22 protein-coding genes are annotated in these 25,526 nt (G+C 62.9%); 12 read left to right on the plus strand and 10 right to left on the minus strand.

Going from position 1 to position 25,526, the window contains the following annotated elements; all coding sequences use genetic code 11:
- Positions 1 to 72: 72 nt before the first annotated feature.
- Together X750_RS140930 and X750_RS140925 are read left to right on the plus strand one after the other, a co-directional pair.
- Positions 73 to 1,149 (plus strand): extracellular solute-binding protein, encoded by a 1,077-nt coding sequence (locus X750_RS140930; protein ID WP_023748365.1) that lies wholly within the window; start codon positions 73 to 75, stop codon positions 1,147 to 1,149.
- Positions 1,146 to 2,441: a flavin monoamine oxidase family protein gene (locus X750_RS140925; RefSeq protein ID WP_023683950.1), complete on the plus strand. Its 1,296-nt coding sequence runs from the start codon at positions 1,146 to 1,148 to the stop codon at positions 2,439 to 2,441. The genes X750_RS140930 and X750_RS140925 overlap by 4 nt, the downstream gene beginning before the upstream one ends.
- Before the next feature lie 40 nt (positions 2,442 to 2,481).
- Here X750_RS140925 and X750_RS140920 read toward each other — a convergent pair whose 3' ends face one another.
- From X750_RS140920 to X750_RS140910, 3 genes are all read right to left on the minus strand, one after another.
- Positions 2,482 to 3,555 (minus strand): ABC transporter ATP-binding protein, encoded by a 1,074-nt coding sequence (locus X750_RS140920; RefSeq protein ID WP_023748366.1) that lies wholly within the window; start codon positions 3,553 to 3,555, stop codon positions 2,482 to 2,484.
- A 91-nt stretch (positions 3,556 to 3,646) separates the two neighbouring features.
- The gene (locus tag X750_RS140915) at positions 3,647 to 4,471 is read right to left on the minus strand and encodes an ABC transporter permease (RefSeq protein WP_023670071.1); all 825 of its coding nucleotides are present in this window, start codon (positions 4,469 to 4,471) and stop codon (positions 3,647 to 3,649) included.
- Positions 4,468 to 5,385: an ABC transporter permease gene (locus X750_RS140910; RefSeq protein WP_023701363.1), complete on the minus strand. Its 918-nt coding sequence runs from the start codon at positions 5,383 to 5,385 to the stop codon at positions 4,468 to 4,470. The genes X750_RS140915 and X750_RS140910 overlap by 4 nt, the downstream gene beginning before the upstream one ends.
- A gap of 294 nt (positions 5,386 to 5,679) precedes the next feature.
- On the opposite strand from X750_RS140910, the gene X750_RS140905 reads away from it, so the two are divergent.
- The gene (locus tag X750_RS140905) at positions 5,680 to 7,092 is read left to right on the plus strand and encodes an aminotransferase (RefSeq protein ID WP_023670068.1); all 1,413 of its coding nucleotides are present in this window, start codon (positions 5,680 to 5,682) and stop codon (positions 7,090 to 7,092) included.
- Between the two features lie 15 nt (positions 7,093 to 7,107).
- Here X750_RS140905 and X750_RS140900 read toward each other — a convergent pair whose 3' ends face one another.
- Positions 7,108 to 8,310 (minus strand): aromatic ring-hydroxylating dioxygenase subunit alpha, encoded by a 1,203-nt coding sequence (locus tag X750_RS140900; protein ID WP_023670067.1) that lies wholly within the window; start codon positions 8,308 to 8,310, stop codon positions 7,108 to 7,110.
- Between the two features lie 503 nt (positions 8,311 to 8,813).
- On the opposite strand from X750_RS140900, the gene X750_RS140895 reads away from it, so the two are divergent.
- Positions 8,814 to 9,194, plus strand: a complete 381-nt coding sequence (locus tag X750_RS140895; protein WP_023670066.1) for a hypothetical protein — start codon at positions 8,814 to 8,816, stop codon at positions 9,192 to 9,194.
- Positions 9,195 to 9,429: 235 nt separating this feature from the next.
- On the opposite strand, the gene X750_RS140890 is transcribed toward X750_RS140895, so the two are convergent.
- The gene (locus X750_RS140890) at positions 9,430 to 11,520 is read right to left on the minus strand and encodes a hybrid sensor histidine kinase/response regulator (RefSeq protein ID WP_023670065.1); all 2,091 of its coding nucleotides are present in this window, start codon (positions 11,518 to 11,520) and stop codon (positions 9,430 to 9,432) included.
- 222 nt (positions 11,521 to 11,742) lie between these two features.
- Entirely contained in the window at positions 11,743 to 12,471 is a 729-nt protein-coding gene (locus X750_RS140885; RefSeq protein ID WP_023670064.1) for a response regulator transcription factor, read from the minus strand.
- A 94-nt stretch (positions 12,472 to 12,565) separates the two neighbouring features.
- Here X750_RS140885 and X750_RS140880 point away from each other — a divergent pair, with 94 nt between their 5' ends.
- Positions 12,566 to 13,270, plus strand: a complete 705-nt coding sequence (locus X750_RS140880) for a response regulator transcription factor (protein ID WP_023670063.1) — start codon at positions 12,566 to 12,568, stop codon at positions 13,268 to 13,270.
- Between the two features lie 71 nt (positions 13,271 to 13,341).
- On the opposite strand, the gene X750_RS1000000165005 is transcribed toward X750_RS140880, so the two are convergent.
- Together X750_RS1000000165005 and X750_RS140875 are read right to left on the minus strand one after the other, a co-directional pair.
- The gene (locus X750_RS1000000165005) at positions 13,342 to 13,512 is read right to left on the minus strand and encodes a hypothetical protein (RefSeq protein ID WP_023670062.1); all 171 of its coding nucleotides are present in this window, start codon (positions 13,510 to 13,512) and stop codon (positions 13,342 to 13,344) included.
- A gap of 33 nt (positions 13,513 to 13,545) precedes the next feature.
- Entirely contained in the window at positions 13,546 to 13,878 is a 333-nt protein-coding gene (locus tag X750_RS140875; protein ID WP_023670061.1) for a hypothetical protein, read from the minus strand.
- A 331-nt stretch (positions 13,879 to 14,209) separates the two neighbouring features.
- Here X750_RS140875 and X750_RS140870 point away from each other — a divergent pair, with 331 nt between their 5' ends.
- Positions 14,210 to 14,671 carry a L,D-transpeptidase gene (locus X750_RS140870; protein WP_023683946.1) on the plus strand — a complete coding sequence of 154 codons (462 nt, stop codon included), beginning with the start codon at positions 14,210 to 14,212 and terminating at the stop codon, positions 14,669 to 14,671.
- A 164-nt stretch (positions 14,672 to 14,835) separates the two neighbouring features.
- Here X750_RS140870 and X750_RS140865 read toward each other — a convergent pair whose 3' ends face one another.
- Both X750_RS140865 and X750_RS140860 read right to left on the minus strand, forming a co-directional pair.
- Positions 14,836 to 17,919 (minus strand): efflux RND transporter permease subunit, encoded by a 3,084-nt coding sequence (locus X750_RS140865; protein ID WP_023696405.1) that lies wholly within the window; start codon positions 17,917 to 17,919, stop codon positions 14,836 to 14,838.
- The gene (locus X750_RS140860; protein ID WP_023708598.1) at positions 17,916 to 19,220 is read right to left on the minus strand and encodes an efflux RND transporter periplasmic adaptor subunit; all 1,305 of its coding nucleotides are present in this window, start codon (positions 19,218 to 19,220) and stop codon (positions 17,916 to 17,918) included. Before X750_RS140860 ends, X750_RS140865 begins: the two co-directional genes overlap by 4 nt.
- Positions 19,221 to 19,369: 149 nt before the next feature.
- Between X750_RS140860 and X750_RS140855 the strand changes: the two genes are divergently transcribed.
- The 6 genes from X750_RS140855 to X750_RS140830 form a co-directional block, all read left to right on the plus strand.
- Complete coding sequence (locus tag X750_RS140855) at positions 19,370 to 19,906, plus strand: TetR/AcrR family transcriptional regulator (protein WP_023670057.1); 537 nt, start codon at positions 19,370 to 19,372, stop codon at positions 19,904 to 19,906.
- Between the two features lie 348 nt (positions 19,907 to 20,254).
- Entirely contained in the window at positions 20,255 to 21,043 is a 789-nt protein-coding gene (locus X750_RS140850) for a 3-hydroxybutyrate dehydrogenase (RefSeq protein WP_023670056.1), read from the plus strand.
- Between the two features lie 140 nt (positions 21,044 to 21,183).
- Positions 21,184 to 22,002 (plus strand): sulfurtransferase/chromate resistance protein, encoded by an 819-nt coding sequence (locus X750_RS140845; RefSeq protein WP_023748367.1) that lies wholly within the window; start codon positions 21,184 to 21,186, stop codon positions 22,000 to 22,002.
- On the plus strand, positions 21,999 to 23,390 hold the full coding sequence (gene chrA / locus X750_RS140840) for a chromate efflux transporter (protein WP_023748368.1): 1,392 nt from the start codon (positions 21,999 to 22,001) through the stop codon (positions 23,388 to 23,390). Before X750_RS140845 ends, chrA begins: the two co-directional genes overlap by 4 nt.
- A gap of 237 nt (positions 23,391 to 23,627) precedes the next feature.
- Positions 23,628 to 24,614, plus strand: coding sequence for a methyltransferase (locus tag X750_RS140835; RefSeq protein ID WP_023683939.1), 987 nt, complete (start codon positions 23,628 to 23,630; stop codon positions 24,612 to 24,614).
- Between the two features lie 379 nt (positions 24,615 to 24,993).
- Positions 24,994 to 25,526: pilus assembly protein TadG-related protein (locus X750_RS140830; RefSeq protein WP_245271903.1), on the plus strand; the 533-nt coding region annotated here is incomplete at its 3' end.

Raw genomic sequence — 25,526 nt, forward strand, 5'->3', positions numbered from 1 at the left:
GACGGTCTCGCCAAGGCCGCTGAAATTCCGTAACGTCGCCCGGCCGCTTTTCGCGATGAGGAGTTTCGCGCCATGAATTCCATGCTTCGCCGCCTCGCCCTTGCCGCTGCTCTTACAGTCGGCGCCGGCGCCGTGCTTGCTTATGCCGAAGGCGGCGGCGACCTCGTCGTGTTCGACTGGTCAGGCTATGAAGATCCGTTGCTGCACCCCGACTACACCGCCAAATACGGCGCCGAGCCGACCTTTGCTTTCTTCGGCGACGAGGAGGAAGCGTTCCAGAAGATGCGCGCCGGCTTCAAGGCCGACATCGCCCACCCCTGCTCGCAAAGCGTGACCAAGTGGCGCGCGGCCGGCATTCTGCAACCGCTCGACACCTCCCGGATCGCCGGCTGGAAGGATCTCAATCCCGGCATCATGGCGATGAAGGATCTCGCCGTCACCGCCGACGGCAAGGCCTGGTTCATGCCGTTCGACTGGGGCAACACTTCGCTGCTCTACCGCACCGACAAGGTCACGGCGGAGGAAGCGCAGTCGCTGAAGATTTTCGCCGATCCCAAATTCAAGGGCCGCGTCACCATCGGCGACAATGTCGATGACGCCTATGCGCTGGCCAGCCTGGTCATCGGCCTCAAGGACTGGACCAAGATGACCGACGCGCAGTTCCAGGAGGCGTCCGCCTTCCTGCGTGACGTCCACAAGAACATCCGCTTTTACTGGACCGACGACACCGACCTCAACCAGGCCTTTACCGGCAATGAGGTCGACCTCGTCTGGGGCTGGAATGAGACCTTCGTGACGCTCAAGGGCCAAGGCATGCCGATCGCCATGAACCGCGACACCAGGGAAGGCATATCCACCTGGGTGTGCGGCTATGTGCTGATGAAGGACGCGCCGGGCAAGCTCGATCAGGCCTGTGATTTCCTCAGTGCGGTCAACGCGCATGCCGTGTCCGATTACTTGGTCAAGACCTTCGGCTACGGCCACGGCAACAGCGCCGGGATGGCCGCGATCGACCATCAGGTGCTGAGCGACCGTGGCTTCGACAATCTCGACAAGTTCTTGGACAAGACGCTGTTCCAGCAGCCGGTGCCGCCTGAGCTCAAGCAGCGCATGGTCACGGAATTCGAGAAGATCAAGGCCGGCTATTGAGCGACAGGACTGAAAGAACCGATGTCGTCATCGTCGGCGCCGGTTTCACCGGCCTGTCGGCTGCGCTTGAGCTGAGAAAGGCCGGCATCAATGTCGTGCTGCTCGAGGCACGCGACCGCGTCGGCGGCAGGGTCGAGGCTATTCGCAACGGGCTTGGCGAGCGCATCGACAGCGGCGGCCAGTTTTTCTGCGAAGACATGCCGGAGGTGACGGCGCTGGCCGCGTCCCGTGGCAAGGCCTTCGTCGAAACCTATGTGAATGGCGATTTCATCACCCATCCATCGCTGTCGGTCGAAGAGGCCGAACGGACCTATCATGGCGCGATGGCAATCCGCGAGCGGATGAATGCGATCGAGCCGGACGATCCCTCGATCGCCGGCATGAGCGCTGCCGCCTGGCTCGAACGCCAGCATGATCCCACTGACGCCAAGACGGCTTTCCGCTCGATGATCGAAGGCCTGTGGTGCTTGGCGATGCACAAGGTGCCGCTGTGGTACCTCATCGACAATGACCGCCGCATCACCAACGAGGTGCCGGAGCTGCAGTATTCGCTGCTCGAAACCATGCAGTCGCTGGCCGACGACATGGCGGGAGATCTCGGCGACAGGGTTTGGCTGAACGAACCGGTTACGCGCATCGAGCACGGGCCGCAACGGGTTCGTGCCGTCTCGGCGAGCAACTCCATCGAAGCGCGAAAAGTGCTGGTCGCGCTGCCGCCGGCGACGGCCGCGAAGCTGGATTTCGCGCCCGCTCTGCCGCCGGCTCTCGCAAAGGCGCTCGGCGTCTGGGAAAGCGGTGCGGTGATCAAGATCCTGGTGCGTTATCCCACGCCGTTCTGGCGCGAGCGCGACCTGTGCGGCATGGTGATGTGGCGCGACCTGCCGGGCCTGTTCGCCTGTGACGCCAGCAAGGATGCGCAACATGCCGCGCTGGTCGTCTTCGTCGGCGGACCACTGGCGTTGCGTTGGCGTCCGCTCGCGGACGCGGCGCTGCGTGCGGAGGTCACGGCAAGGCTCGTTGATGCCCTTGGCCCGGAGGCGGCCGATATTATCGATTTCAGCCAGCGCGACTGGATCGATGACCGCTGGAGCGGCGGCGCCTACAGCGACCTTATTGTCGATGTGACGGCAAGGGATGCCGAGCGCACGATCCGTGCCGGCGCAGATCCTGTTCATTTCGCATCGTCGGAACTGTCGCCGTCATTCCCGGGTTATGTCGAAGGCGCCATCGTGATGGGGCGGATCGCAGCCAAACAGATCGCGACGGAACTTAAAATTCTTAGTGGAGCATGATCTTATTCCGAAAACCGGTTTCCACTTTTCGGGATCATGCTCAGTCCGCCATCGCCACCAAGGCCTCCGGATCGTAGCCGAGGCGGATCGAAGTGCCGACGGGGATATCGTCGGCGCCGAAGTCGTTGGTCTCGGTGACCGACAGTGGCTTTTCCAATCCGGGTATCTCGACGATGAGATGGGTGATCTCGCCAAAATAGTGGCGTTCGACCACCTTGCCGGCCACTTCGAATTTCGCCGTCGCGTTGTCCCACAGCACGCGCAATCGCTCCGGCCTGATGCCCAGCATGGCGCCGCCGCCATTGCGCACGAAGGCCTTCGGCTTGTCGGTCCTGACCCGGCCGAAGCCCAGCGTGTCGACGACCAGCGAGGCGGCATTCTCCTCTATGATCTGCGCTTTTACGAAATTCATGCCGCCGAGGAAATCGGCGACCTGGCGGTTGACCGGCCGCTGGTAGATTTCCTTGGGCGAGGCGACCTGGGCGATCTTGCCGCCGAACATTACGGCGATGCGGTCGGACATAGCGAGCGCCTCATACTGGTCATGGGTGACCAGCACGAAGGTGATGCCGACCGCCTGCTGCAGGCGGCGCAGTTCGACCTGCATCTGCTCGCGCAATTTCTTGTCGAGAGCCGACAGCGGCTCGTCGAGCAGCAGCACCTTGGGCCGCATCACCAAGGCGCGGGCGAGCGCCACGCGCTGGCGCTGGCCGCCGGAAAGCTCGGTGGCGAGGCGTTTGCCGAGGCCGGTGAGCGACACCTGCGCCAGCCCTTCCTCGACGCGGCGCTTTTCTTCCGTTCCTCCCAGCCTGAGCCGTTTCAGCCCATAGGCGACATTCTGCTCCACATTGAGATGCGGGAAGATGGCATAACTCTGGAATACCATGTTGGTCGGCCGGCGGTTGGCCGGGATGCCTTCCATCGACTGGCCGCCGACCGAGATCGAGCCGCTGGTCGGGTTGTCGAAACCGGCAATCATGCGCAGCAGCGTGGTCTTGCCGCAGCCGGAAGGGCCGAGCAGCGAAAAGAACTCGCCCTCCTTGATGGTCAGCGAGGCGTCGTCGAGCGCCTTGAACGCCCCATAGCTGCGGGTAACGCTGCGGATTTCGATCATTGCTCGGTCGGTTTGGGGTCGATCAGATTGGGCCCGCTCGGACTTATCTTGCTTGGATGGCTCATCCTGAGGCCGTTCGGCCCGGGACTGCTCAGGCATAGAGGCCTCCCTCGCTCTGGGTGCGTCTGGCCGCATGGCGGCGCAGGATCTCGGCAACGGTCATCAAAACGAAAGAGGCAACCAGCAGCAGCGTGCCCAGCGCCAACACACCCGGCAGTTTGGCGGCAAAGCGCAACTGGCCCCAGATATAGATCGGCAGCGTCGTCTCGGTGCCGGTCAGGAAGAAAGCGATGACGAACTCGTCGAGCGAGATGGTGAAGCAGACCAGGAGGCTGGAAATGATCGCCGGCGCCACCATCGGCAGCGTCACCCGCCGGAAGGTGCCGAAGGCACTCTCGCCGAGATCGGCGGAGGCTTCTTCGAGGCTGCGGTCGAAGCCCTCGAAACCGGCGGTCAGCACCGTCATCGAATAGGGAATGCAGATCAGGACATGGCCGAGTACGACGGTGAACAGCGAAAGGCTCAAGCCCAGTTGCAGCATGACCAGCAGCATGGAGATGGCGAGGATGATTTCCGGCAGCACCAGCGGCGCCATGATCAGGCCATTGATTGTGCGGCGGCCGGGATAGCGGTAGCGGGTGATCGAGCGGGCGGCGAGGATGCCGAGCAGCGTCGCCAGCACCGATGCCGAGATACCGACGATCAGGCTGTTCCAGGCGGCGTCAAGCAGCGCCGGCGTCTTCGGCAGGTCTTGGTACCATTTCAGCGTATAGCCGGTGAGAGGAAATTTTGGCGTCGGCGCGGTGTTGATCGAGAAGATCGGCAGGAAGATCACCGGCAGATAGAGAAAGACGACGTAGAGGAAGGCGTAGGCGGACAGCCAGCCGCCGGGAAAAAGGCGCCGCCTCGCTGTCATCGCGCCAGCCTCTGCAGCGCGCGGATGATGAGCACGGTGGCGCCCGCCATCAGCGTCACGACCAGCATGGTGGTCACGGACAGTGCCGCGCCGAGTGGCCAGTTGGAGGCCTTATGGAACTGCGACTCGATGGCATTGGCGATCATCACGCCATCCTTGCCGCCGACCAGCCTTGGGGTGACATAGTCGCCGACGGTGGGGATCATGACGATGAGAGCGGCCGAGATGACGCCCGGCGCCGACAGCGGCAGCGTCACGCGCAGGAAGGAGCGCAGCGGGCCGTCGCCAAGATCGGTGGCAGCCTCGACCAAGGTGCGGTCGACCTTCTCGAGCGAAACGAAGATCGGCAGGATGGCGAAGGCCGCCCAGGCGTGTGTGAGCGTGATGATGACGGCGCTGGAATTGTAGAGTAGCGCGGTCGATGGTTCGTCGATGATGCCGAGGCCCATCAGGCCGGAATTCAGCACGCCATTATAGCCGAGGATGACTTTCCATGACATCACGCGCAGGAGATAGCTGGTCCAGAACGGGATGGTAATCAGGAACAGCCACAGGCTCTTGTGGCGACCGCCATGGAACGAGATGAAATAGGCGATCGGATAGGCGAGGATGACGGTGAAAAAGCTCACCGTCAGCGAAATGTAGAGCGAGCGCCAGAGCAGATCGCGGTAGATCGGCTCGGTCAGCGCGATGCGATAATTCTCCAGCGTGAATGTATGGTCGATGGTGAGGTAGTTCTGCGTCCAGAAGGAGTGGGCGAAGACCACCAGGATCGGCACCAGCAGCAGGATCAAAGCGTAGACCAAGGTCGGGCTGATCAGGGCAAGGCCCTGGACGGACTCGGACTGCAGAAGGGCGTTTCGCCTTGCTCGCGTCATGCGCCGCGTGGGCACCCCTTCGGCAGCTACCGTCATTGCAGCGACCCGGGCGTGATCTCGGTTGCTGGCTCGAACTGTTCCGCCATGATGCTCCCTTCGACCGGGCCGGCTGCCTGTTCCCAATTTTTGCGGAGCGCGCTTTGCTGGTTGCGCGCTCCAAGCTTGCCGGCTTTCTTTCATCATGAGCGCATCCGTGCATTGAAATCAAGCGCTATTTCTGTAATATTGATTGAACGGACATTCAAAATGGAGTGAAGAAAGCCGGCTTTCCTGCCCTTGGCGCTTCATGTTCTGTCCGGTGAAATTACGCTCAGACGATGCGAGGCAATGATGGCGGCTGCAAGAGACCTAAGAGCGATGGAAATGGCTGACGGTGGCGATGCGGTCGAGCTGGCCAAGCGCCATCTCATCCAGCCCTGGCCTTATGCCGGCTCGGTCGGCAATGAAGCGCGTGCGCTGATTGGCGAGGGCGATGGCATCTACATCACCGATGTAACAGGCAAGCGACTGATCGACGGGCCGGCCGGCATGTGGTGCATCAATGTCGGCCACCGCCGCGAGGAGCTGGCCAGGGTGATGTACGACCAGGCGATGATGCTGTCCTACAACACGCCCTGGTATACGATGAATGCGCCGTCGGCCGAGCTCGCCAAGCGCCTCGCCGATCATGCGCCGGGCGATCTCAGCCATACCTTCTTCACCACCGGCGGATCGTCGGCTGTCGAGACGGCACTGCGCTTCATGCAGTTCTACAACAATGTGCGCGGGCGGCCGGAAAAGAAGCTGATCCTCAGCCGCGGCGGCGCCTATCACGGCTCGACCTATCTGTCGGCCTCGCTCAACGGCCGGCCGCGCGACCGCGACTGGATGGACGGCGCCGACGATCTGGTCGTCAAACTGTCCTCGCCAGACCCGTTCCGGCGGCCGAAAGGCATTGACATCGCCGCCTTCTGCGATTTCCTGGTCGATCAGTTTCGCGATACGGTCGCCCGCGTCGGCGCAGAGAAGATCGGTGCTTTCGTCGGCGAACCGGTGCAGGCATCCGGCGGCGTCGTCGTGCCGCCGGATGGCTATCTCAAGCGCATTCGCGAAATCTGCAGGGACAACGATATCCTCTATATCTCCGATGAGGTGGTGACCGGCTTCGGGCGGCTCGGCCATGTCTTTGCCTCCGGCGATGGCTTCGGCATCGACCCCGACATGATCACCTTCGCCAAGGGCGTTACATCAGGCTATTTCCCGCTTGGCGGCGTCATCATCTCGGAGCGGCTGCTTCAGGAAATGCGCCGTTCCAACCATCCCGATGCGATGTTCGGCCATGGCCTGACCTATACCAGTCATCCCATCGGCTGCGCGGTGGCGCTGAAGAACCTCGATATCCTGGAAGACAGCGTGCTGGCCCACACGCGCGATGTCGCGCCCTATTTCCAGGCGCAGTTGAAGACGCTGGAGGAACTGCCGCTGGTTGGCGAAGTCCGCGGCATGGGCCTGATGGGCTGCGTCGAGTGCGTAGCCGACCGCGAAAGCAAGGATCCGCTGCAGCTCGACAAGGATGTCGGCAAGCGCATCGACGCGCATTGCCACGAACTCGGCCTCCTGGTCCGGCCGCTGATCAACATGTGCGTGATGTCGCCGCCGCTGATCATCACGCGAGAGCAGATCGACGACATGGTGGCGATCCTGCGCGAAGGCATTTCGCGGACCATGGATGATCTGCGCAAAGAGGGCGTGTGGCAGGGGTGACTGGCAGTTCCGCCCCTACACCTGCGAGCGCATAGCCTCATTGAGGTTCCACATGTCCTTCTCCTCCGGCGCCGTCTCCAGGCCCAGCACCGGGATCTGCTTGCGCAGATGGTCGTGGTGGGTGCGCACACCGTATTCGAGGTCGGAGAGATAAAAACCCTCGAAGGCCTCCGAGATCATGGACTCGTTTGACCAGACGGAAAGCTGCACGTCCTCGTTCATGGTGTCCCGGTCGATGCGGTAGGCGAGATAGCGGGCGGCCGCCTGTTCCCGGGTCTCGTCGGGGTAGCGGTAGATGGCGCCGCGCAGCAGCGTCTCGCCGGTCGACAGCGGGAACTCCTGATAGAACTGCACCGATTCCGGCATGATCGACAGCGCGTTGTTGGGGAAGATGCCGTAATAGATCCAGGCCCTGCGCAGATGCTCCGGCAGGTGTGAGGCATCGGGCGTGAGCTTGATGTATTCGCGCACGCTCCAGCGCCGGCCGGCATGCGGATTGTAGGTGGCAAACGAGCGCGACACGCCGTCGATGAACGGCTCGTCGAAATAGGTTGAGCCGTAGAGATCCTGCAGCGCCGGATGCGCCATGGCAACGTGGTAGCCTTCATTGTCGACGTCGCGCACCGACTTCCAGTTGACCGGCGTCTTCTGTGTCCAGATGCCCCAGGACGGCACCATCTCGGTCACATTGTAGTGTGCCATCTCGGCCTCGATCGGCTTCAACAGTTCGGCCACCGAAGGCTGCGGGCCGCCCTTGCGAAAGCGGACAAAGATGAAGCCCATCCATATCTCGAGGTTGAGCGGCATCAGGCCGAATTCGGTCTTGTCGAGCTCGGGGAAGGAGCGCGGCCGGGCGGCGCCGCGCAGCGTGCCGTCGAGATTGTAGACCCAGCCATGGAACGGGCAGACCAGCGCGTTCTTGCAGGTGCCCTGGCTGTCGGCGACGACGCGGCTGCCGCGATGCCGGCACATGTTGTTGAAGGCGCGCACGATGCCGTCCTTGCCGCGCACGATGAGCGCCCGCTCGCCGACCACGTCCATAGTCAGATAGTCGCCGGCATTCGGCACGTCGCAGACATGGCCGGCGATCTGCCAATGGTTCCGGAAGACGTATTCCTTCTCAAGTTCGAGAAGCGCGTCGGAGTGATAACTCCAGCCCGGCAGACCCCGCCGGTCCCAATCATTGGGGATCGCCACGTCACGGAGATGCGGGTTCATAAAAAAGCTCTTCTTTTATTGAATACTCATTCAATAAAACCATATTTTACATTGAAATGCAATGGCTTGTAGAAATCACAACTTTTCAAGTCGGCACAACAGGACCAGCTGAAAGCCAGAAAATCCCGGAATATCCGGGCGTTAACCGGGGGCGTGAAATAGCTGTCCGGCATGCGGATTTGGCCGTGCCGAGCTTGCAAACACGGCCCGCTCCGAGACGAAAATACCTGGCGTCCGCAAATTCGATCCGCAGTGTGAGCTTGTTCATAGTGCGGCCGACAGGAAGCGGGCTTGGTGCGTTCGCGGCCCGCCTGTCGTCAACATTTGATTGCCCGGATGAAACAGCTTCGCAAACGCATCTTGCCGTCGGCACATGACCGGATCTGTCCGGATATGCCCGAATTTCTTGTTTCAAACCTGTTACGCGGGCAAGCCAAGCGCATCATTCGCCTGTTACCAGGCGCGCTTAGGTTCGTTTCATAAGAAAACGAAGGGGAGCAGCAATGCATACGAAAGTCGAGATCACTAGCAACGAACGACGCGCCAAACTGGCACTGCGTCAGCGCGCCAGCGACCATCCGGTTGCGATGTTCTCCATGCTGGGCGCCTGCGCTCTGGCCGTCATGTTCCTGACACCGGCTTCCGGTCCGGCTTTTGCTTCGCTCAACCCGCCGGCCAATGTTGTCCAGGGCGCGCCGACCACCATCAAGACCGCCCGGCTGCCGGAGCCGGAAATCGATTTTGCCTGCCAGGGTCAGGCCTGGGGCGCCGAGAGCGCGGAGTGCCTGCGCGTCATCGCCGCCCAGTCCGGCGTGCACAAGGCGCGTTCCGTCCGCATGATCGCCAACGCAGCGCCGCTGACCACGACACCCAACGTTTTCTGAACCTCCCGAGCGCTTCCTCCCGCGCTCGTTCTTGGCTCCCGCCGCTTCCCTCGGTCGGGAGCCTCTTTTTTAGGGCCTATCGATATTCGGGTGAGGCCGGCCTGCGCATGGAGGTTCCCTGCGCTTCCGGTGCTCGCGTACTTCAAGTACGCTCCGCTCCGGTTCTCGGGAACCACCATTCTCGACTCGGCCTGACCCGAATCTCGATAGACCCTACATGGGTGCTTCCGAAAACTTAGCCGGCGGCGGCGACCTGGTCGGCTATTGCCGAGAGTACGCCGCGGACGTCCAGCGTCGAGAACGGCTTTTCCAGGATTTGCGGGCGCTGCGGCGCCGGCAAGGCTTCGATCTCGGCCTTGGCGCCGATCAGGTCGCCGGTGACCAGCACGAAGCGTTTGGCCAGCGCCAGGTTGTCGGCGAGCAATTCGCGGTAGATGGCAATGCCGCTGGTGCCGGGCATGCGCAAGTCGGAAAAGACGATGTCTGGCGGCATGTGGCCGGTCAAGGTCGCCGCCGCCGACGTCCAGGCCGGCACGACCCGCGACTTGATACCCATCAGTTCCAGGATGTCGGAGAGGGAGCCGGCGACGTCGGGTTCGTCGTCGATGATCAGCGCATGGCGCAAGCCGCTGGAACGAGCCGGGCTGTCGCCGGCTGCTGCCGCGCCGCCGGTGATTACCGGCAGCTGGACGACGAAGCGCGCGCCACGCGGCAGCACCTCCTCGAACCAGATATTGCCGTTGTGGCGCTCGACGATCGATTTCGAGATCGACAGGCCGATGCCGGTGCCGACGCCGACCGGCTTGGTGGTGAAATAGGATTCGAAGATGCGGCTGCGGATCGCCTCGGGAATGCCCGGTCCGTTGTCCTCGACCGAAAACCCGGGGTTGCCGCGATCGCTGCGGAATGTCCGCACCTTGATCAGGCGGTCGCCGCCGATACCGGCCAGAGCGTGTTGGCTGTTGATCAGGAAATTGGCGGCCACCTGCGTGACGTGGTCGGCATCGGCCATCGCCAGCAGCGGGCCGGGCGCGAAATCGGTGTCGATGATGATGCCGCTCGAGCGTGCGCCATAGGCGGTTACTTCGAGTGCGGCGCGGATCACCTGGTTGAGATCGGTCTCGGCCTGCGCCGCCGGATGCAGGCGCACCATCGACAGGAAGCTTTTGACGATGCGGCCGCAGCGCTCGGCAGCGGCGCGCACTTTCTCGGCGCGAACCTTGGTCTGCGGGTCGGTGGCGAATTCATGCAGCAGCGTCGACTGCGCAACGACCACGGCGAGCGGGTTGTTGAGCTCGTGCGAAACACCGGCCAGCAGTGAACCCATCGCCGCCATCTTCTCGTTCTGGTGCAGTTTTTCGCGCTGGCGGTTGATCTCTTCTTCGGCGCGCAGCTTATCGCGCAGATCGCGGATCGAACCGAAGATGAGCTGACGGTCAGCCACCCGCATCTCGGTCGCCGTCAATTCGATGGGAAACACCTCGCCGGCCGCATTCTGTGTCACGGTCTCAAGCCGTTGGCCAACCATCGGCGCGCCGCGGCCAGACATGTATTCGGCGCCCGAGACATAGCCCTTGCGGTAATATTCCGGCACCACGGTATCGAGCAGGTCCTTGCCGAGGATGTCGCTGCGCTGATAGCCGAACATCTTTTCGGCGGCCGGATTGAATTCGATGATCGAGCCGGTCTCGTCGATGACGATGATGGCGTCGAGCGACGCCTGCAGCATGGTGCGGCGGATGACTTCGCTGGCATGGGCGTCGGACGGCGAGTGCTCGATGGCGTCGCCGATGGCGAGCGCAATGATGTGCATCGTCGCCTCTTCCTCTTCGGTCCATTCGCGCTCGTTTAGGCAGTCATTGACCGCGAACGTGCCCCACAGATGACCGTGCGCGAACACCGATACCGACAGGAACGACTTGATGTGCTGCTTTTCGAAATCGGCCCTGAGGAACCCGTCGAGATCGCGCGTATGGCCGGCGAAGATCTTGCCTTGCCGCTCGTCCTCTCCAATCCGCTCCAGCAGCGGATCGGTATCGACGATCGACTGCATGATCACCGTCGGCGAAGCCAGTTCGCCGCCGAAGCGAGGATCGATCCAGTAGGCGGCGACCGATTGGGCGAAGCCCTGGCCGGGCAATTCGCGCAGCCTGAACAGGATGCCGCGCTGGCAATTCATGGCGCTGCAGAGCGTTTCGAGGATGGTTTCCATCTCGCGCTGCCAGTCGCCGGCATCGCGCAACCGGCGGACGACGCGCACAGCCGCCATCGCGGCGCTCTGGCGAGCGCCTTGCGGGTCCATACGTGGTGCTGGTTCAGCGGTCATGTCAGCCATCAGTAAAGGGCCGTCGAATTAGGCAGCTATGGAGCATTTCACGAAAAAGGTGAAACGCTCCATGTTTCAATGCAATCCCGAACGGAAATCGCTACGCACTGTTCCTGGAATTGCTAGAGCGTTTCACCGTTTCACGGAAACGGAGAAGCCTCTATCTCTTTGTTTTTACGCAATTCCGGGCGGAAAACCGCGTACACTTTTCCTGTAATTGCTCTAGTGCCCGTCACCGGTCGGCAGCGAGAAGATATAGCCTTCGCCGCGCACTGTGCGCAAAAATTTCGGATTGGCCGGATCGGTTTCGATCTTCTTGCGCAGCCGCATGATGCGAATGTCGACGGCGCGCGACGATTCAGGATCCTCAACAAAACCAATCGCCTCGGAGATCGCCGATCGCGTCAACAGCCGGTTGGCGCGGGTCAGGAAAACCTCCAGCACATCGAACTCGCTCTTGGCCATGTCGATGACGGCGCCGTTGGCGCCGGTGACAAGCCTGCCGTCGAGGTCGGCCTGGAACGGGCCGAAGGTCAGGCGGCGGCCGCCATCGGCTTGTGTCTTCGCCGCCTGGGGCGGGCTCGGCTGCGGAACGCGGCGCAGCACGCTGCGCACACGAGCCAGCACCTCACGCAACTCGTAGGGCTTGACGATGTAGTCGTCGGCGCCAAGCTCCAGCCCGACAATGCGGTCGAGTGCGGTGCCGGCAGCCGTGGCATAGATGATGCCGACCGGTATTTTCGAGCGCAGCCAGCGGCCGAGCGACAGTCCGTCCTCGCCCGGCATGGCGATGTCGAGAATGGCCAAATGAAACGATTCCGTCTCCAGCAAGGCGCGCGCCTCGGCCGCGCTTCCGGCCTGGGTCACATCGTAGCCGTTGGCGCCGAGATACTCGGCGACCGCGTCCCGGAGATCGGGCTCGTCCTCGACGATGACAATCCGTGCCCGCACTATGGCCTCGCTCCCGCTTTCAGCGGAAAGTAGATTGGGTATAAACATGATGTCCAGCACTCATATCCGGTTGCGGGGGAACGGGAAGAAAAACATGGCTGCACGATCCGTCATCGCGCTGGTTTCCGTCGCCGATGTGGTGGCCGGCGATCTTGCCGATCATCTCGACCGGCGCGGCCATGACGTGCGCGAGGCGCGGCAGCCCTGGGAAGCTGAATCCCTGCTTTCGGCCGGAGGCATCGATATCGTCATCGTCGGCGACAGCCTCAGCCAGGCGGAAGGGCGGGACCTGCTCAGGCGTTATGGCGGCGGCCAGAGCGCGGACGGGAAGGCGGGGCCGGATTTCATCCTGATCTGCCGGCCGGCCGATCTGGTCGACAAGGTGCTGGCGCTCGAGCTTGGCGCCGCAGATGTCGTCGAAAGTCCGCTCAATGTCAGGGAGCTTGCCGCGCGCATCGGCGGCCTGCTGACGCGGCGCGGCAGGTCCGCCCAGGAACTGATCGTGCTGGAAAATGCCACCGTCGATTTGCGGTCGGCCATCGTCATGCACCGTTCGGGTACGGAAGAACAGCTGTCGCCGGGCCAGGTGGCGCTGCTCAGGCTGTTTCTGGCCAGCCCGCGCAAGGTGCTGACGCGCGACGACATCATTGCGGCGGCGCCCGCCGAAAATGCCGATGCCTTCGACCGCTCGATCGATTCGCGCATCGTGCGGCTGCGCCGCAAGCTCGACACCGAAACCATCACAACTATACGCGGCGCAGGCTACCGGTTCGACCCGCCGACGCAGCGCGCCGACTGAGGGTCGGGAGGCTGGATTGTTCCTCGGCTCGCCCAAAAAAGCTGCGCAATCTCGGGCGCCATGCATAGGCGTCAGCGCACCACCAGAAGCGATGGTCCCGACGGCAATTCGCTGGCGACTACGATTTCGCTGGCGGCATGCGCGCGGTCCTTCAGGAGAACCGTGGCGAGACCGGCAAAGCCGAGCAGGCCTTGTGCATAGAGCAGTACCGAAAGCACGGAGGCTGCAGATTTCGTCTTCATCGGTTGTCCCCAAAAATCAGAACCGCGGGTGCTTCAGGATAAACCCGAAGTGCCCGCGTCGCCCACGGAGCCCCCCGTTGCGACGCGGGCCTTCGGTCCTCTCGGCAGCAAGTTGCCGGAGGGGCCGCGCATCCACTTCAACCCGAGGCCGACCCGCCAGAGGGCCCTGAGACGGTTGATGCGCAGACTGGAGACAATCCAGACCAAGGCTATGAACAGCGCGGCATGCAGCGTCGAAATCTCACCCGAATTCATCACCGCCAGTTTCGTCATCGGGGTGCCGGCTACTGTGCCGATGCCGCCGACGACAAATGCGGCGATGCTTATCCTGAAGAGCCAGGACAGGGTGGTCGATTTGATGCTCATTTTCGTTGGCGCCGGCTGTTCTCGTTGGGATGACTGTGCCGCGAGCCTGTAACCAGATCATGCCGCCCAGGCCGCGCTTTGTTGCAAGTCGGTTTCGAGCGAAGCCAATCTTCTTTCATATAAGGACATCAGCACTTTCGTTTGGGGGCGCGGTGCGTGATCGGGAGTGCGCAGCGAAGGCGGAGCACGCTTCCCTTGTCCACCTTGCTTGTTAACCAGAGGAAACAGATTCGAAACACAAACGAGCCTCAGCGAAGTCAGTCTGAAACATGGCGCGGGGATAAGGCGGCCACCGAATTGACGCCGGCAGGACCGGCAAAGAGGAGCCATCATGTACAAAGCCATTTCCGCCAAACTCATCAACGTCACCGCCGCAGCCGGCGGCGCCGCGCTTCTGCTTGGCACCGCCAACAGCACCGCCCATGCCGCGGCAAACCAGATCGTGGCGCGTGTTTCGCTGTCGCAGCAGACCATGGAAGTGCTGGTCGATGGCCGGCCGACTTTCGCCTGGAAGGTCTCGACCGGCGACAGTGCGCATGTCACGCCGACCGGCTCGTTCAAGCCGACCCGCATGCACGAGATGTGGCATTCGAAGAAATACGACAACGCGCCGATGCCGCATTCGGTCTTCTTCAGCGGCGGCTACGCCGTGCATGCGACCAACGCCATCAAGCGGCTGGGACGGCCGGCGTCGCATGGCTGCGTGCGGCTGCATCCCGACAATGCCGCCGACTTCTACCAGTTGGTCGAAACCTTCGGCCCGACCAACACCAGCATCGTCATCGTCAAGTAGCAGACTGCGTTTGGAGCGATGGTGCAGCGCAGCCGGCCAGGTCATGCCGCACCGCAAGTTCCCGCCTGAAGCTCCATCAGAGCTTCGCGGTAAATCAATCCAGTCAAAAAAGAGGCCGGAAATTTCCGGCCTCTTTTCGTTTGTTCGCTAACGCCGTTCGCAGCTCAGTCCGCGTGCACCGGCATCAGCTTCGGGTCTGGCTTTTCGGCGTGGTGCGGCAGGTCCTTGCTGGCGATGAAGGTGTAGAACATCGGCACCACGAACAGGGTGAACATGGTTCCGACCAGGATGCCGGTGAAGATCACGAGGCCCATCGAATAGCGCGCCGCCGCACCAGCACCACTGGACACGATCAGCGGCACGACGCCGAGCGCCATCGCCGCTGTCGTCATCAGGATCGGCCGCAAGCGCACCTTGGCCGAGGCGACGATCGCATCGCGCCGCCTCATGCCATGCAGCTCGCGCTGCTGGTTGGCGAACTCGACCAGAAGAATGCCATGCTTGGTGATCAGACCTATCAGTGTGATCAGGCCGACCTGCGTGTAGATATTGAGCGTTCCAAGCCCCAGATTGAGCGGCACGATGGCGCCAAAGATCGACAGTGGCACCGCCATCATGATGATCAGCGGGTCGCGGAAGCTTTCGAACTGCGCCGCCAGCACCAGATAGATGACGATTACGGCGGCTGCGAACGCGATAAGGATCGTGTTGCCCTGCTCCTTCTCCTGCCGGGACTGGCCGGAATAATCGATGAAGAAGGTATCGGGCAGGCTCTCCTTGGCAAGGTTCTCCAGGGTCTGCAGCCCGTCGCCCGTGGTGACGCCGGGAAGCGGCAGCGCTGATATCGTCGCCGAGTTCAGCTGGTTGAACTGCTCGATCGCGGCCGGCGCGGCGTTGGTCGAAATCTTCACTACCGCTGAAAGCGGCACCATTTCGCCGGTCACGCTACGCACGAAATATTCGCCGAGCTTCTCGGGATTGTCGCGGAATTCCTTCGGCACCTGCGGGATGATGTCGTAGCTGTTGGAGTCGCGGTCGAACTGAGCCACTTCGGCGCCGCCGACCAGCAGCGTCAGCGTCTGGCCGATGTCGGCGATCGGCAGGTTGAGAGCCGCCGCGCGGTCGCGGTCGATGGTCACCGTCACCTGCGGAGCGTCAAAGGACATCGAGTTTTGCACGACGATGAAGCGGCCGGAGGCCTGCGCCTTGTTCTTAATCTGCTCGGCCGCCTCGTAGACCTCGGCGGAACCACCGGTCGAGCGCACCACCATGGAGATCGGCAGGCCGCCGCCGGAGCCCGGCAGCGTCGGCGGCGCGAAGACGAAGGCCTCGACGCCGGCCACCTTGCCGAGGCGTCCCTGGATATCGGCTTGAAGCTCCTTTGAGTTGCGCTGGCGCTCGGCCCAATCCTTGAAGGCGAAGCCGACAAAGGCGCCGTTGGTGGCGCCGCCAAAGGCAACGGCAGAGAATTGCGCCCTGGTTTCGGGAATGTCCTTCACCAGGCCGAGGATCTGGTTGACGTAGGTCTCGGTGTAGTCCGAGGTCGCGTAGCGCGGTGCCGTCACGATCGACAACAGGAAGCCCTGGTCCTCTTCCGGCGCCAGTTCGCTCGAGGTCTTGGTGAACATGAAGCCGGTGAGCGCAACCAGCGCCACGACCATCAGCAGCGTCACCGGTCGATTTCTCAAGGAGGCGGTGACCGCCCGCTCATAGACATGCTCGACACGGCTGAAGGTTCCGTCGACGACGCGCTGGAAGCGACTGTGCGATCCCGCCTTGAGCAGACGCGCCGCCATCATCGGCGTGATGGTGACGGCTATGAGGCCGGACAGCACCACCGAACCGGCGAGCGTCACCGCGAACTCGCGGAACAGCGCGCCGGTCAGGCCGCCGGTGAAGGCCAGCGGCGCGAACACGGCGGCGAGCGTGATGGTCATGGCCACGATGGCGGAGAAAATCTCGCGCATGCCGTTGAAGGCCGCCTGCATCGGCGACATGTGGTCCTCCTCCATGTGGCGATGAATGTTCTCCACCACCACGATAGCGTCGTCGACGACAAGGCCGATGGCCAGCACCATGGCCAGCAGCGACAGAAGGTTGATCGAATAGCCGACCGCAAACAAAAGAAAGCAGACGCCGACCAGCGACAGCGGGATGGTCACGATCGGCATCATCACCGAGCGGAATGAGCCGAGGAACAACAGGATGACCACGACGACGATGGCGACGGCTTCGGCGATGGTCTTGAACACTTCATCGATCGAGGCGCTGATCTGTTCGGTGGAATCGTAGACGATTTCGATGGTCATGCCTTTCGGCAGCGTCTCTTGAATCAAAGGCACGATCTTGTGGATCGCCTCCGCCGTTGTCAGCGGGTTGGCGGCCGGCGTCGGGAAGATGGCGAGGAAGGTGCCGGGCTTGCCATTGAAGCTCACCCTCGTGTCGGTGCTCTCGGCGGCAAGCTCGACTCGCGCCACGTCGCGCAAGCGCACCACCTGGCCGTCCGTCGAGCGCAGCGGAAGCTCGGCAAAGGCCTCAGGCGTCTGCAGCGTCGAGCGAACCGTGATCGAGGAGACGACATATTCGTTCTCGGTGTTGCCGGGCGCCGACAGGAAGTTGGAGTTGTTGATCGCCGCCAGCACTTCGGCGGCGGTGACGCCACGCGCAGCAAGCTTGACCGGGTCGATCCAGACCCGCATCGAATATTCCTCGGCGCCGAAGATCTGCACGTCGGCGACACCTTCGACCGTCGACATGCGGGGCCGCACGACGCGCTCGATATATTCGGTGAGCTGCTCCTTGCTCATGTTCGGATTCTGCATCGAGATGTACATCATCGCGAACTCTTGGCCGGTGCCCTTGACGATGACCGGGTCCTTGGATGCATCCGGCAAGGTGCCGCGTACGCCCTGCACCTTCGACAGGACCTCGGTGAGCGCGACATCCGGATTGGAGCCGAGCTTCATCTGGACGACCACAGTGCTCGAAGACGGCCGGCTGGACGAGGTGACGTAGTCGATGTTCTCGGTCGAGGCGACGGCCCGCGCGATCGGGGCGGAGATAAAGCCCTGGATCAGGTCGGCGCTGGCGCCGGGATAGGCGGTGGTGATGGTGATCGCCGTCTCGTCAACCTTGGGATACTGCCGGATCGACAGGTTGAAGATGCCCTGGAAACCCAGGAGCAGGATCATGCAGGCGAGGACGGTGGAGAGGACCGGCCGGCGAATGAAGATGTCGGAAAAGTTCATTGCTGAGCCTGCTGGTTAGCCGACTTGCTGGGGTCAATGGTGTTGTCGACAGCGACGGACATGCCGTTGAAGAGACGGTTCTGACCGGCGGTGACGACCTCGTCACCGGTCTTGATGCCCTCGATGATCTCGACCATGCCGTCGTTGCGGCGGCCGGGCTTCACGAACACCTGCGACAGCACGAGCGCCGGCTTTTCCGGTTCTGCCGCGGGCTTCGCGGGGTCGACAGCCGGCTTGTCCGCGGGCTTCGCCGCGGCGTCTTCGGCAGCCGGTTTCGCGTCTGCCGGCTTTGCATCTGCCGCCGGCTTTGCTGCGTCGGCCCCCGCGGCAGGCTTTTCCTCGGGTTTCGCGGCTGGGGCGCCTTCCGCCGGCTTCGCCGGAACGACGACGAAGACGAAGTCGCCATAGAGGCTCGACGTCAATGCCGTCTGCGGCAAGGACAGAATGTTTTTCTCCTGCGGCAGCTCGACGCGAACCTGGACGAACTGGCCGGGCGTCAGCTTGCCGTCAGGGTTGGCGACCTCGCCGCGGACGGACACCAGGCGGCTTGAAGCGTCGATCTTGGGATCGATGCCGCGAATGGAGCCGGCAAACGGCATGTCGGCGCCGCCGCCGGTGCCGCCGAGGCCGAGCCGCACCGCCTGGCCTATCTTGAGCAGCGGCAGCTGCTGTTCGGGTACCGAGAAATCGACCCGCATGGTGTCCAGATCCTGCAAGGTCACCACTGCGTTGCCGGGCGAGAGATATTGGCCGAGGTCGATCTTGGGGATGCCCACGGTGCCGGCGAACGGCGCCGTCAGCTGCTTCTGATCGAGCACGGCCTGCAGCTTGTTGACCTGCGCGGCGGAGGCCGATGCAGCGGCTTGAGCGGTGTCGAGCGTGGCATCCGTTCCGACGCCGCGCCGCTGCAGCTCCAGCGCGCGTTCGAGCGCCGTCTTGTCGGACACGGACTGCGCCTTGGCCGCGACCAGATCCGCGCGTTCGACGGCATCGTCGAGCTGCAGCAGGACCGAATCGACCGGCACCTTCTGGTTGGCATGGAAAAGGATGTCCTTGACGATGCCGCTGGTCTCGACGGTAAGGTCGACACCGCGCACGGCGCGTACCGTGCCGATCGCCTCGACGCCCGGCGTCCAGTCGGAAGGCTTGACGACAACCGTCGATACGGTCGTCGCCGGCGGCTTCATGGTGGCGAAATACTGTTTGATAGCGTTGTCGCGGAACAGGTTGAAGCCGACAACGCCGACGCACACCAGAGCGAGCAGAAGCAGAATTGCGGTGATAGAGATGAAGCGCTTCACGAACTGTCCCCTCGGCCGGTGTCCGGCAAAATAGCCGAATAGCGGGACACTTATCGACGCCAGGTCCCGATTACAAATGACGGCGAACTTACTGTACCGTCTGGACGGTCTTGTCAATTCCGCCTAGGCTGGTGCGGGGGAAGGGATCGATGAAGACCCAAAGGGCAAATTCGCGCGACAAGATACTCGCCGCCGCCGCCGATGTCGCACGCGAGACCGGTCCCGGCAGCCTGTCGCTTGACGCCGTCGCCAGCCGCGCCGGCGTGTCGAAAGGCGGCCTGTTATATAACTTTCCGACCAAGGCCAAACTGATGCAGGGCCTGGTGGAGAATTACCTGCGCGCGTTCGAGCTGGCGCTGGAATCGGGCCGTGTCGCCGGCGCCAGCGGCGAGAGCCTGCTCGCCACCTATATCCGGCTCTCGGCGGATGATTGCGAGGAGCCGAAGCCGACGGCTTCGTGGATATTCTCGGCGATCGCCGAGGATCCGGATTTCCTGACGCCGATAAAAGCCTTCAAGTCACAGCTGCTGCAGCGGCTGAAGAGCGAGACGCCGGACCTCAAGACGCTGCTGGTCTGCTTTCTGGCCATCGAAGGGCTGCGCAGCATGAACCTCTTCGATTCCGACGTGCTGTCCGCCGACGAACGCCACTTGCTGGTATCGGCCCTACTGGAGATTGCGGGATAGCTTAGGGCGTCGCGGTCGAAGAAGCGATACGGGCCGGGCGGAAAGGACGGTTAGTGAGCGGCATGGCATAGGCACGCATCACGACATCGGCGATTTCAAGCTACAGCCCCCCTGATTCGTTGGATCGATGCTTCAGGAATGACTGCGCGAATGCGCGGCCGACTATGTTGCGCCGCACCATAACACTGCCGTGCCAGCCTTGACGTGTCAGCCTTGAGACGGCGCTCGGCGAGGCCGGCAAAGCGCGTTTTAGGGCTGTGATGGCGCCGGCATATGGTTATGGCATTGTCATGTTGCGGCGCACAAACTATGTGCCTTTGTAGTCCTCCTAACAGTCGCGAGATCTCCATGGGTTCCCTTTCTTCGAAGAATGCGCTCGTCACTGGATCGACCAGCGGCATTGGCCTGGCCATTGCCCGCGCCCTTGCCGCCGAGGGCTCCAACGTCACGATCAACGGCCTTGGCGAAGCCGCGGCGATCGAACAGGAGCGCGCCGGCATCGAGAAGGATTTCGGCGTCCAGTGCCGCTACTCCGGCGCCAACATGATGGACGGCGCAGCGGTGACCGCCATGGTGCGCGAAGCCGAGCAGGCCTTAGGCAGCCTCGACATTCTGGTCAACAATGCCGGGATACAGCATGTCGCGCCAATCGAGGAGTTTCCCGACGACAAGTGGGAAGCCATCATCCGCATCAATCTGCTTGCCGCCTTTTACGCGATCAAGGCCGTGGTGCCCGGCATGAAGGCGCGCAAATGGGGCCGCATCATCAACACCGCGTCGGCGCATGCACTGGTCGCCTCGCCGTTCAAGTCGGCTTACGTCTCGGCCAAGCACGGCATAGCGGGTCTGACCAAGACGGTAGCGCTGGAAGTCGCGCAGGACGGCATCACCGTCAACGCCATCGCGCCCGGCTATGTCTGGACGTCACTGGTCGAAAGGCAGATCCCCGACACGATGAAGGCGCGCGGCATGACCGAGGAACAGGTCAAGCGCGACGTGCTCCTGGCGGCACAGCCGACGAAGCAATTCGTCACCGTGGAGGAGCTCGCCGCGCTGACGCTGTTTCTGTGCTCGGACTCGGCCAGGCAGATTACCGGCACGACTTTGCCGATGGATGGCGGCTGGACGGCGCAGTAGGCGCGGTCCCCCGGCGCCGCTCTTTCCTTGACAAAGACGAAGGATCAATCCAGCATTGTGGCAAGGGGTTCCTTCGCGACGACCCCGTGAGGCGTCAGCCCAATGATCGCGTCCAAACTCTCACTCTGGAGGTGGACGCCATGCCGTCAACAACCGCAATCACCGTAGCGCAGCTTTCCCGCCTTGTCGGTCTGTCCGACGCGCCTGTTCTTGTCGATGTCCGCATCGACGAAGACTACGACGCCGATCCGCGCCTGCTTCCGGCCTCGTGCCGGCGCGACTTCAAGTCTGTTTCGAGCTGGGCTGCCGAATTAACGGGGGCTCATGCTGTCGTCATCTGCCAGAAGGGGCTGAAGCTTTCGCAAGGCGTTGCCGCATGGCTGCGCCATGAGGGCATTGCTGCCGAATCCCTTGAAGGCGGCTTCGAGGCGTGGCAGGCGGCCAAGGGACTTCTGGTCAAGGCCGACAAGATACCGCCCCGCGACGACAAGGGCCGCACGGTCTGGGTGACGCGTGCCCGCCCCAAGGTCGACCGCATCGCCTGTCCCTGGCTGATCCGCCGCTTCGTCGATCCCTCGGCGGTGTTCCTGTTTGTCGAGCCGTCTGAAGTGCTGGCGGCCGCCGATCGGTTTGGGGCGGTTGCCTTCGACATCGACGACGTGTTCTGGAGCCATCGCGGCGAGCGCTGCACCTTCGACACGATGATCGAAGAGTTCGGGTTGCGGTCCGAAGCGCTCGATCGCCTTGCGCTGATCGTGCGTGCAGCCGATACGGCGCGCCTCGATCTCGTACCGCAGGCGGCCGGGTTCCTCGCTGCATCGCTCGGGCTGTCGCGCATGTTCCGCGACGATCTCGAACAGCTTGATGCCGGCATGCTGCTCTACGATGCGTTCTTCAGATGGTGCCGCGATGCCACTGACGAAACCCACAATTGGCCCAGCGCGGGCAAAGCGCCATGAGCGCCCTCGCCGCGGACGACGATGCACAGGCTACCGAGGCTCCGGTCGTCCCGACCTTCCGCCAAGCCGCGAAACTGTGGGCAAGGATCGGCCTGCTCTCCTTCGGCGGGCCGGCCGGACAGATCGCGCTGATGCACAAGGAATTGGTCGAGGATCGCCGCTGGATCGGCGAGCAGCGGTTCCTGCATGCGCTCAACTACTGCATGCTTCTGCCAGGCCCCGAGGCACAGCAGCTCGCCATCTATATCGGCTGGCTGCTGCACCGGACCGCCGGCGGCCTCGTCGCCGGCATCCTGTTCGTGCTGCCCGGTGCGTTTGTCATGCTGGGCCTCAGCATCTTCTACGTGCTTTACAATGATGCGCCTGTCATCGAGGCGCTGTTTTTCGGCATCAAGGCGGCGGTGCTGGCCGTCGTCGTCGAGGCGGTCCTCCGCATCGGCAAACGGGCGCTCAAGAACCGGGTGATGGTGGCGATCGCGGTGGCCGCGTTCCTTGCCATTTATGTCATCAGGCTGCCGTTTCCGCTGATCATCCTTGTTGCAGGGCTGACCGGCTGGATCGGCAACCGCTTGGCACCGGCGCGTTTTTCCGGAGCCGCACGCGGCAAGGACAATTTGCCCGATGTCAGGGGCGCCGTCGACGTCATGTTCGAACGCGGCGACCTCGCTCACACCAAGCCGACGAAATGGCACGCGCCGCGCACCATCGCGATCTGGCTGCCGATCTGGCTCGGGCCGGTCGTACTGATCCTGGCGCTGACCGGCCCTGCCAGTGTTTGGGCACAGCTTGGCGGCTTCTTCAGCCTGATGGCGGTGGTCACATTCGGCGGCGCCTACGCTGCGCTCTCCTATGTCGCGCAGGCAGCGGTGACCTCGTTCGGCTGGCTGGCGCCGGGTGAAATGGTCGATGGGCTTGGTCTGGCCGAGACGACGCCGGGACCATTGATCCTGGTGCTGCAGTTCGTCGGCTTCGTCGCCGCCTATCGTCACGCCGGTGCGATGGGACCGCTTGTGGCCGGATCGCTCGGCGCATTGCTGACGCTCTGGGTGACGTTCGTGCCGTGCTTCTTCTGGATCTTTCTGGGTGCCCCCTACATCGAGGCGCTGCGCGGCAACAAGGCGCTGTCGGCGGCGCTGAGTGCGATCACGGCGGCTGTGGTCGGCGTGGTGATGAACCTTGCGCTGTGGTTCGCACTGCATGTCGTCTTCGGCGCGTTGCACCGTTTTGGTCTTGGGATGGAGCTACCGGTGCTGTCGTCGCTGGATTGGCGCGCCGCGCTGCTGGCGACGGCCGCCATGGTCGCCATGCTGAAACTGAGGATCGGCATGCTGCCGACATTGGCCGGCTCGGCGCTGGCCGGACTGGCGCTGCTGGCCTTGCCTGCGTAGCGTCCGAAGGCGCGACCAGCCATTATCACAGCCGGATTTTTGAGGTATGCCGGGCCGGCGCACAACGGTCGCGGGCGCTGGTAGGATCAGCGCTGGCCCCGGAGATACGCTTTACGTCGAACCCGATACCGCCAAGCTGAACCTGCTCGACGCGGAGAGCGGCGCGCTGGCGAACTGATTTGACGAGGTTGGCCGAGCTGTTCAAAGTCGATCCTGGATCGCACAACGGGATATGACATGGTGGATTCCGATCGGATCGACAAGCTGATCGCAGGGGTGCCCCCCGCCTTGGCGCTTCGTGCCGGGCTGGACCTTGGCATCTTCACCTGGCTCGGCGGCGATGCTGCGACTGCCGACAGCCTTGGGGCAGCGCTCAAAGTCGAGCCCGCTCGTCTGTCGCGGCTCCTCTACGCGCTCGCCAGCATCGGTCTCCTCGACGTCGAGGATGGTCAGTTTCGCAACGGAGCCGAAGCGTCGGAGTTTCTTGACGCGTCCAAGCCGACCTATCGCGGCGGCGATCATGTGCTGCTGCGCGAACTCTGGGGAGCCGACCTTTTGACCGCAGAGTCGCTGCGGCAGAATCGGCCGGCCGCGCTGCACGACTTTTCCGAAGCGGGGCCAGAATCCGCAGCGGCCTTCAGCCGCATGCTCGCACCGGGAGGGGTGATTTTCGGCCGAAATCTCGCCCGTGAACTGGACTTCTCGGCGGTCAGTTCGGTGATCGACATCGGCGGCGGCGCCGGGACCATTCTGGTCGGTCTTCGCGAGCGATGGCCGCATATTGCGGCGACTTTGATGGAACTCCCGACGGTCGCGGCGGTCGCACCAGCGATCCTGTCGGAATACGGTGCCGGCGATGTGGTTGTCGAAGAAGGCGACATAACGGTCGCGCCATCGACCGGCCGGCATGACTTGGCAATCCTGAAGGCTGTCGTCCAGGTCCTGCCGCCGGACCAGGCGCGCAGTTCGATCCTGAACGCGGCGCGTTGCCTCACCCAAGGAGGCGAGATCGCAATTGCGGGGTGGGGTGTCGTCGATGACGACCGTCTCGGCCCGCCTGAGGGTGTCTTTCTCAATCTCACCTTCCTGAACCTTTACCGCGCAGGCGAATCGTACACGGAAGGTCAGTATCGCGCGTGGATGACCGAGGCTGGGTTCCGGGATATTTCCAGGTCGCAGCTGACCGACGGCACCACGTTCTTTCGTGGGCGCCTCACGGACTGAACGTGGCTGGAGTGGTTGGTTTCGGGCGTGTGTGGCCCTCAGAGCCAGCCCCGGACGGATTGCACAAAGTTCCTGAGGCGGCGTGAGCCGATCTTTCCCCTTACCGGCAGCGCGGTGTCCCCTGTCTTCTCGATAGCTTCTTCGCAGAGGGGGCATTTAAATGTCACTTGGTCGACAACAAAGTTCGCGATAGCGGCATATTTCGCATTCGTCGATTGGGGCGGAACCTCCGACAGGATGTTGCGCGGTCGCTGCAACTTGCGCCTAGCTAGCCCGTTCGACTACGTCGAATCGGAATGGAGTTTTTAGACATTCGTTTATCTATTCGTGGTTTCTAATACATATGGCATCCAACGCGTTCACCCGGATTTGGTTTGCTTTGAGNGCCACGAACGGTAACGTTGCCGTCATCGTTGCCTTCACCTTGCCGGTCGTGGTTGGCGGCGCCGGCCTCGGTGTGGAGACATCCTTCTGGTATTACAGCAGCCTCAAGCTGCAGGCCGTTGCCGATGCCGCGGCCTATGCCGGCGCGCTCGAGAAAGTCGCGGGTTCCGATAACCCGACCATCATCGCCGCCGCCACGCAGTCCGCGACCTCGAACAATTTTGCCACGCCGGGCACGATCCAGGTCAACACGCCGCCATTGTCCGGCCCGAACACCGCGAAGAAGGCAGTGGAGGTCATCGTCAAGCAGAACCTCGACCGCTACTTCACGGCGATTTTCAACCAGGCGCCCGTTGCCGAACAGGCAAGGGCGGTGGCGCTGATCAATGACGCCTCCAAGGCTTGCGTACTCGCGCTTAGTCAGTCGGCCTCCCAGGCTGCGCTCTTTTCCGGTAACACCACCGTCAACCTCACCGGCTGTTCGGTCATGTCGGACTCGATTGCCTCGGACGCCATAAAGACGCAGGG

The organism is Mesorhizobium sp. LNJC391B00 (assembly GCF_000502535.1).
In the GTDB taxonomy this organism is placed as follows: domain Bacteria; phylum Pseudomonadota; class Alphaproteobacteria; order Rhizobiales; family Rhizobiaceae; genus Mesorhizobium.

Coding starts and splice junctions, on each gene's coding strand:
- X750_RS140930 (WP_023748365.1), top strand. CDS start 73: ATGAATTCCATGCTTCGCCGCCTCGCCCTTGCCGCTGCTCTTACAGTC.
- X750_RS140920 (WP_023748366.1), bottom strand. CDS start 3,555: ATGATCGAAATCCGCAGCGTTACCCGCAGCTATGGGGCGTTCAAGGCG.
- X750_RS140915 (WP_023670071.1), bottom strand. CDS start 4,471: ATGACAGCGAGGCGGCGCCTTTTTCCCGGCGGCTGGCTGTCCGCCTAC.
- X750_RS140910 (WP_023701363.1), bottom strand. CDS start 5,385: ATGACGGTAGCTGCCGAAGGGGTGCCCACGCGGCGCATGACGCGAGCA.
- X750_RS140905 (WP_023670068.1), top strand. CDS start 5,680: ATGGCGGCTGCAAGAGACCTAAGAGCGATGGAAATGGCTGACGGTGGC.
- X750_RS140900 (WP_023670067.1), bottom strand. CDS start 8,310: ATGAACCCGCATCTCCGTGACGTGGCGATCCCCAATGATTGGGACCGG.
- X750_RS140895 (WP_023670066.1), top strand. CDS start 8,814: ATGCATACGAAAGTCGAGATCACTAGCAACGAACGACGCGCCAAACTG.
- X750_RS140890 (WP_023670065.1), bottom strand. CDS start 11,520: ATGACCGCTGAACCAGCACCACGTATGGACCCGCAAGGCGCTCGCCAG.
- X750_RS140880 (WP_023670063.1), top strand. CDS start 12,566: ATGGCTGCACGATCCGTCATCGCGCTGGTTTCCGTCGCCGATGTGGTG.
- X750_RS1000000165005 (WP_023670062.1), bottom strand. CDS start 13,512: ATGAAGACGAAATCTGCAGCCTCCGTGCTTTCGGTACTGCTCTATGCA.
- X750_RS140875 (WP_023670061.1), bottom strand. CDS start 13,878: ATGAGCATCAAATCGACCACCCTGTCCTGGCTCTTCAGGATAAGCATC.
- X750_RS140870 (WP_023683946.1), top strand. CDS start 14,210: ATGTACAAAGCCATTTCCGCCAAACTCATCAACGTCACCGCCGCAGCC.
- X750_RS140865 (WP_023696405.1), bottom strand. CDS start 17,919: ATGAACTTTTCCGACATCTTCATTCGCCGGCCGGTCCTCTCCACCGTC.
- X750_RS140855 (WP_023670057.1), top strand. CDS start 19,370: ATGAAGACCCAAAGGGCAAATTCGCGCGACAAGATACTCGCCGCCGCC.
- X750_RS140850 (WP_023670056.1), top strand. CDS start 20,255: ATGGGTTCCCTTTCTTCGAAGAATGCGCTCGTCACTGGATCGACCAGC.
- X750_RS140845 (WP_023748367.1), top strand. CDS start 21,184: ATGCCGTCAACAACCGCAATCACCGTAGCGCAGCTTTCCCGCCTTGTC.
- chrA (WP_023748368.1), top strand. CDS start 21,999: ATGAGCGCCCTCGCCGCGGACGACGATGCACAGGCTACCGAGGCTCCG.
- X750_RS140835 (WP_023683939.1), top strand. CDS start 23,628: ATGGTGGATTCCGATCGGATCGACAAGCTGATCGCAGGGGTGCCCCCC.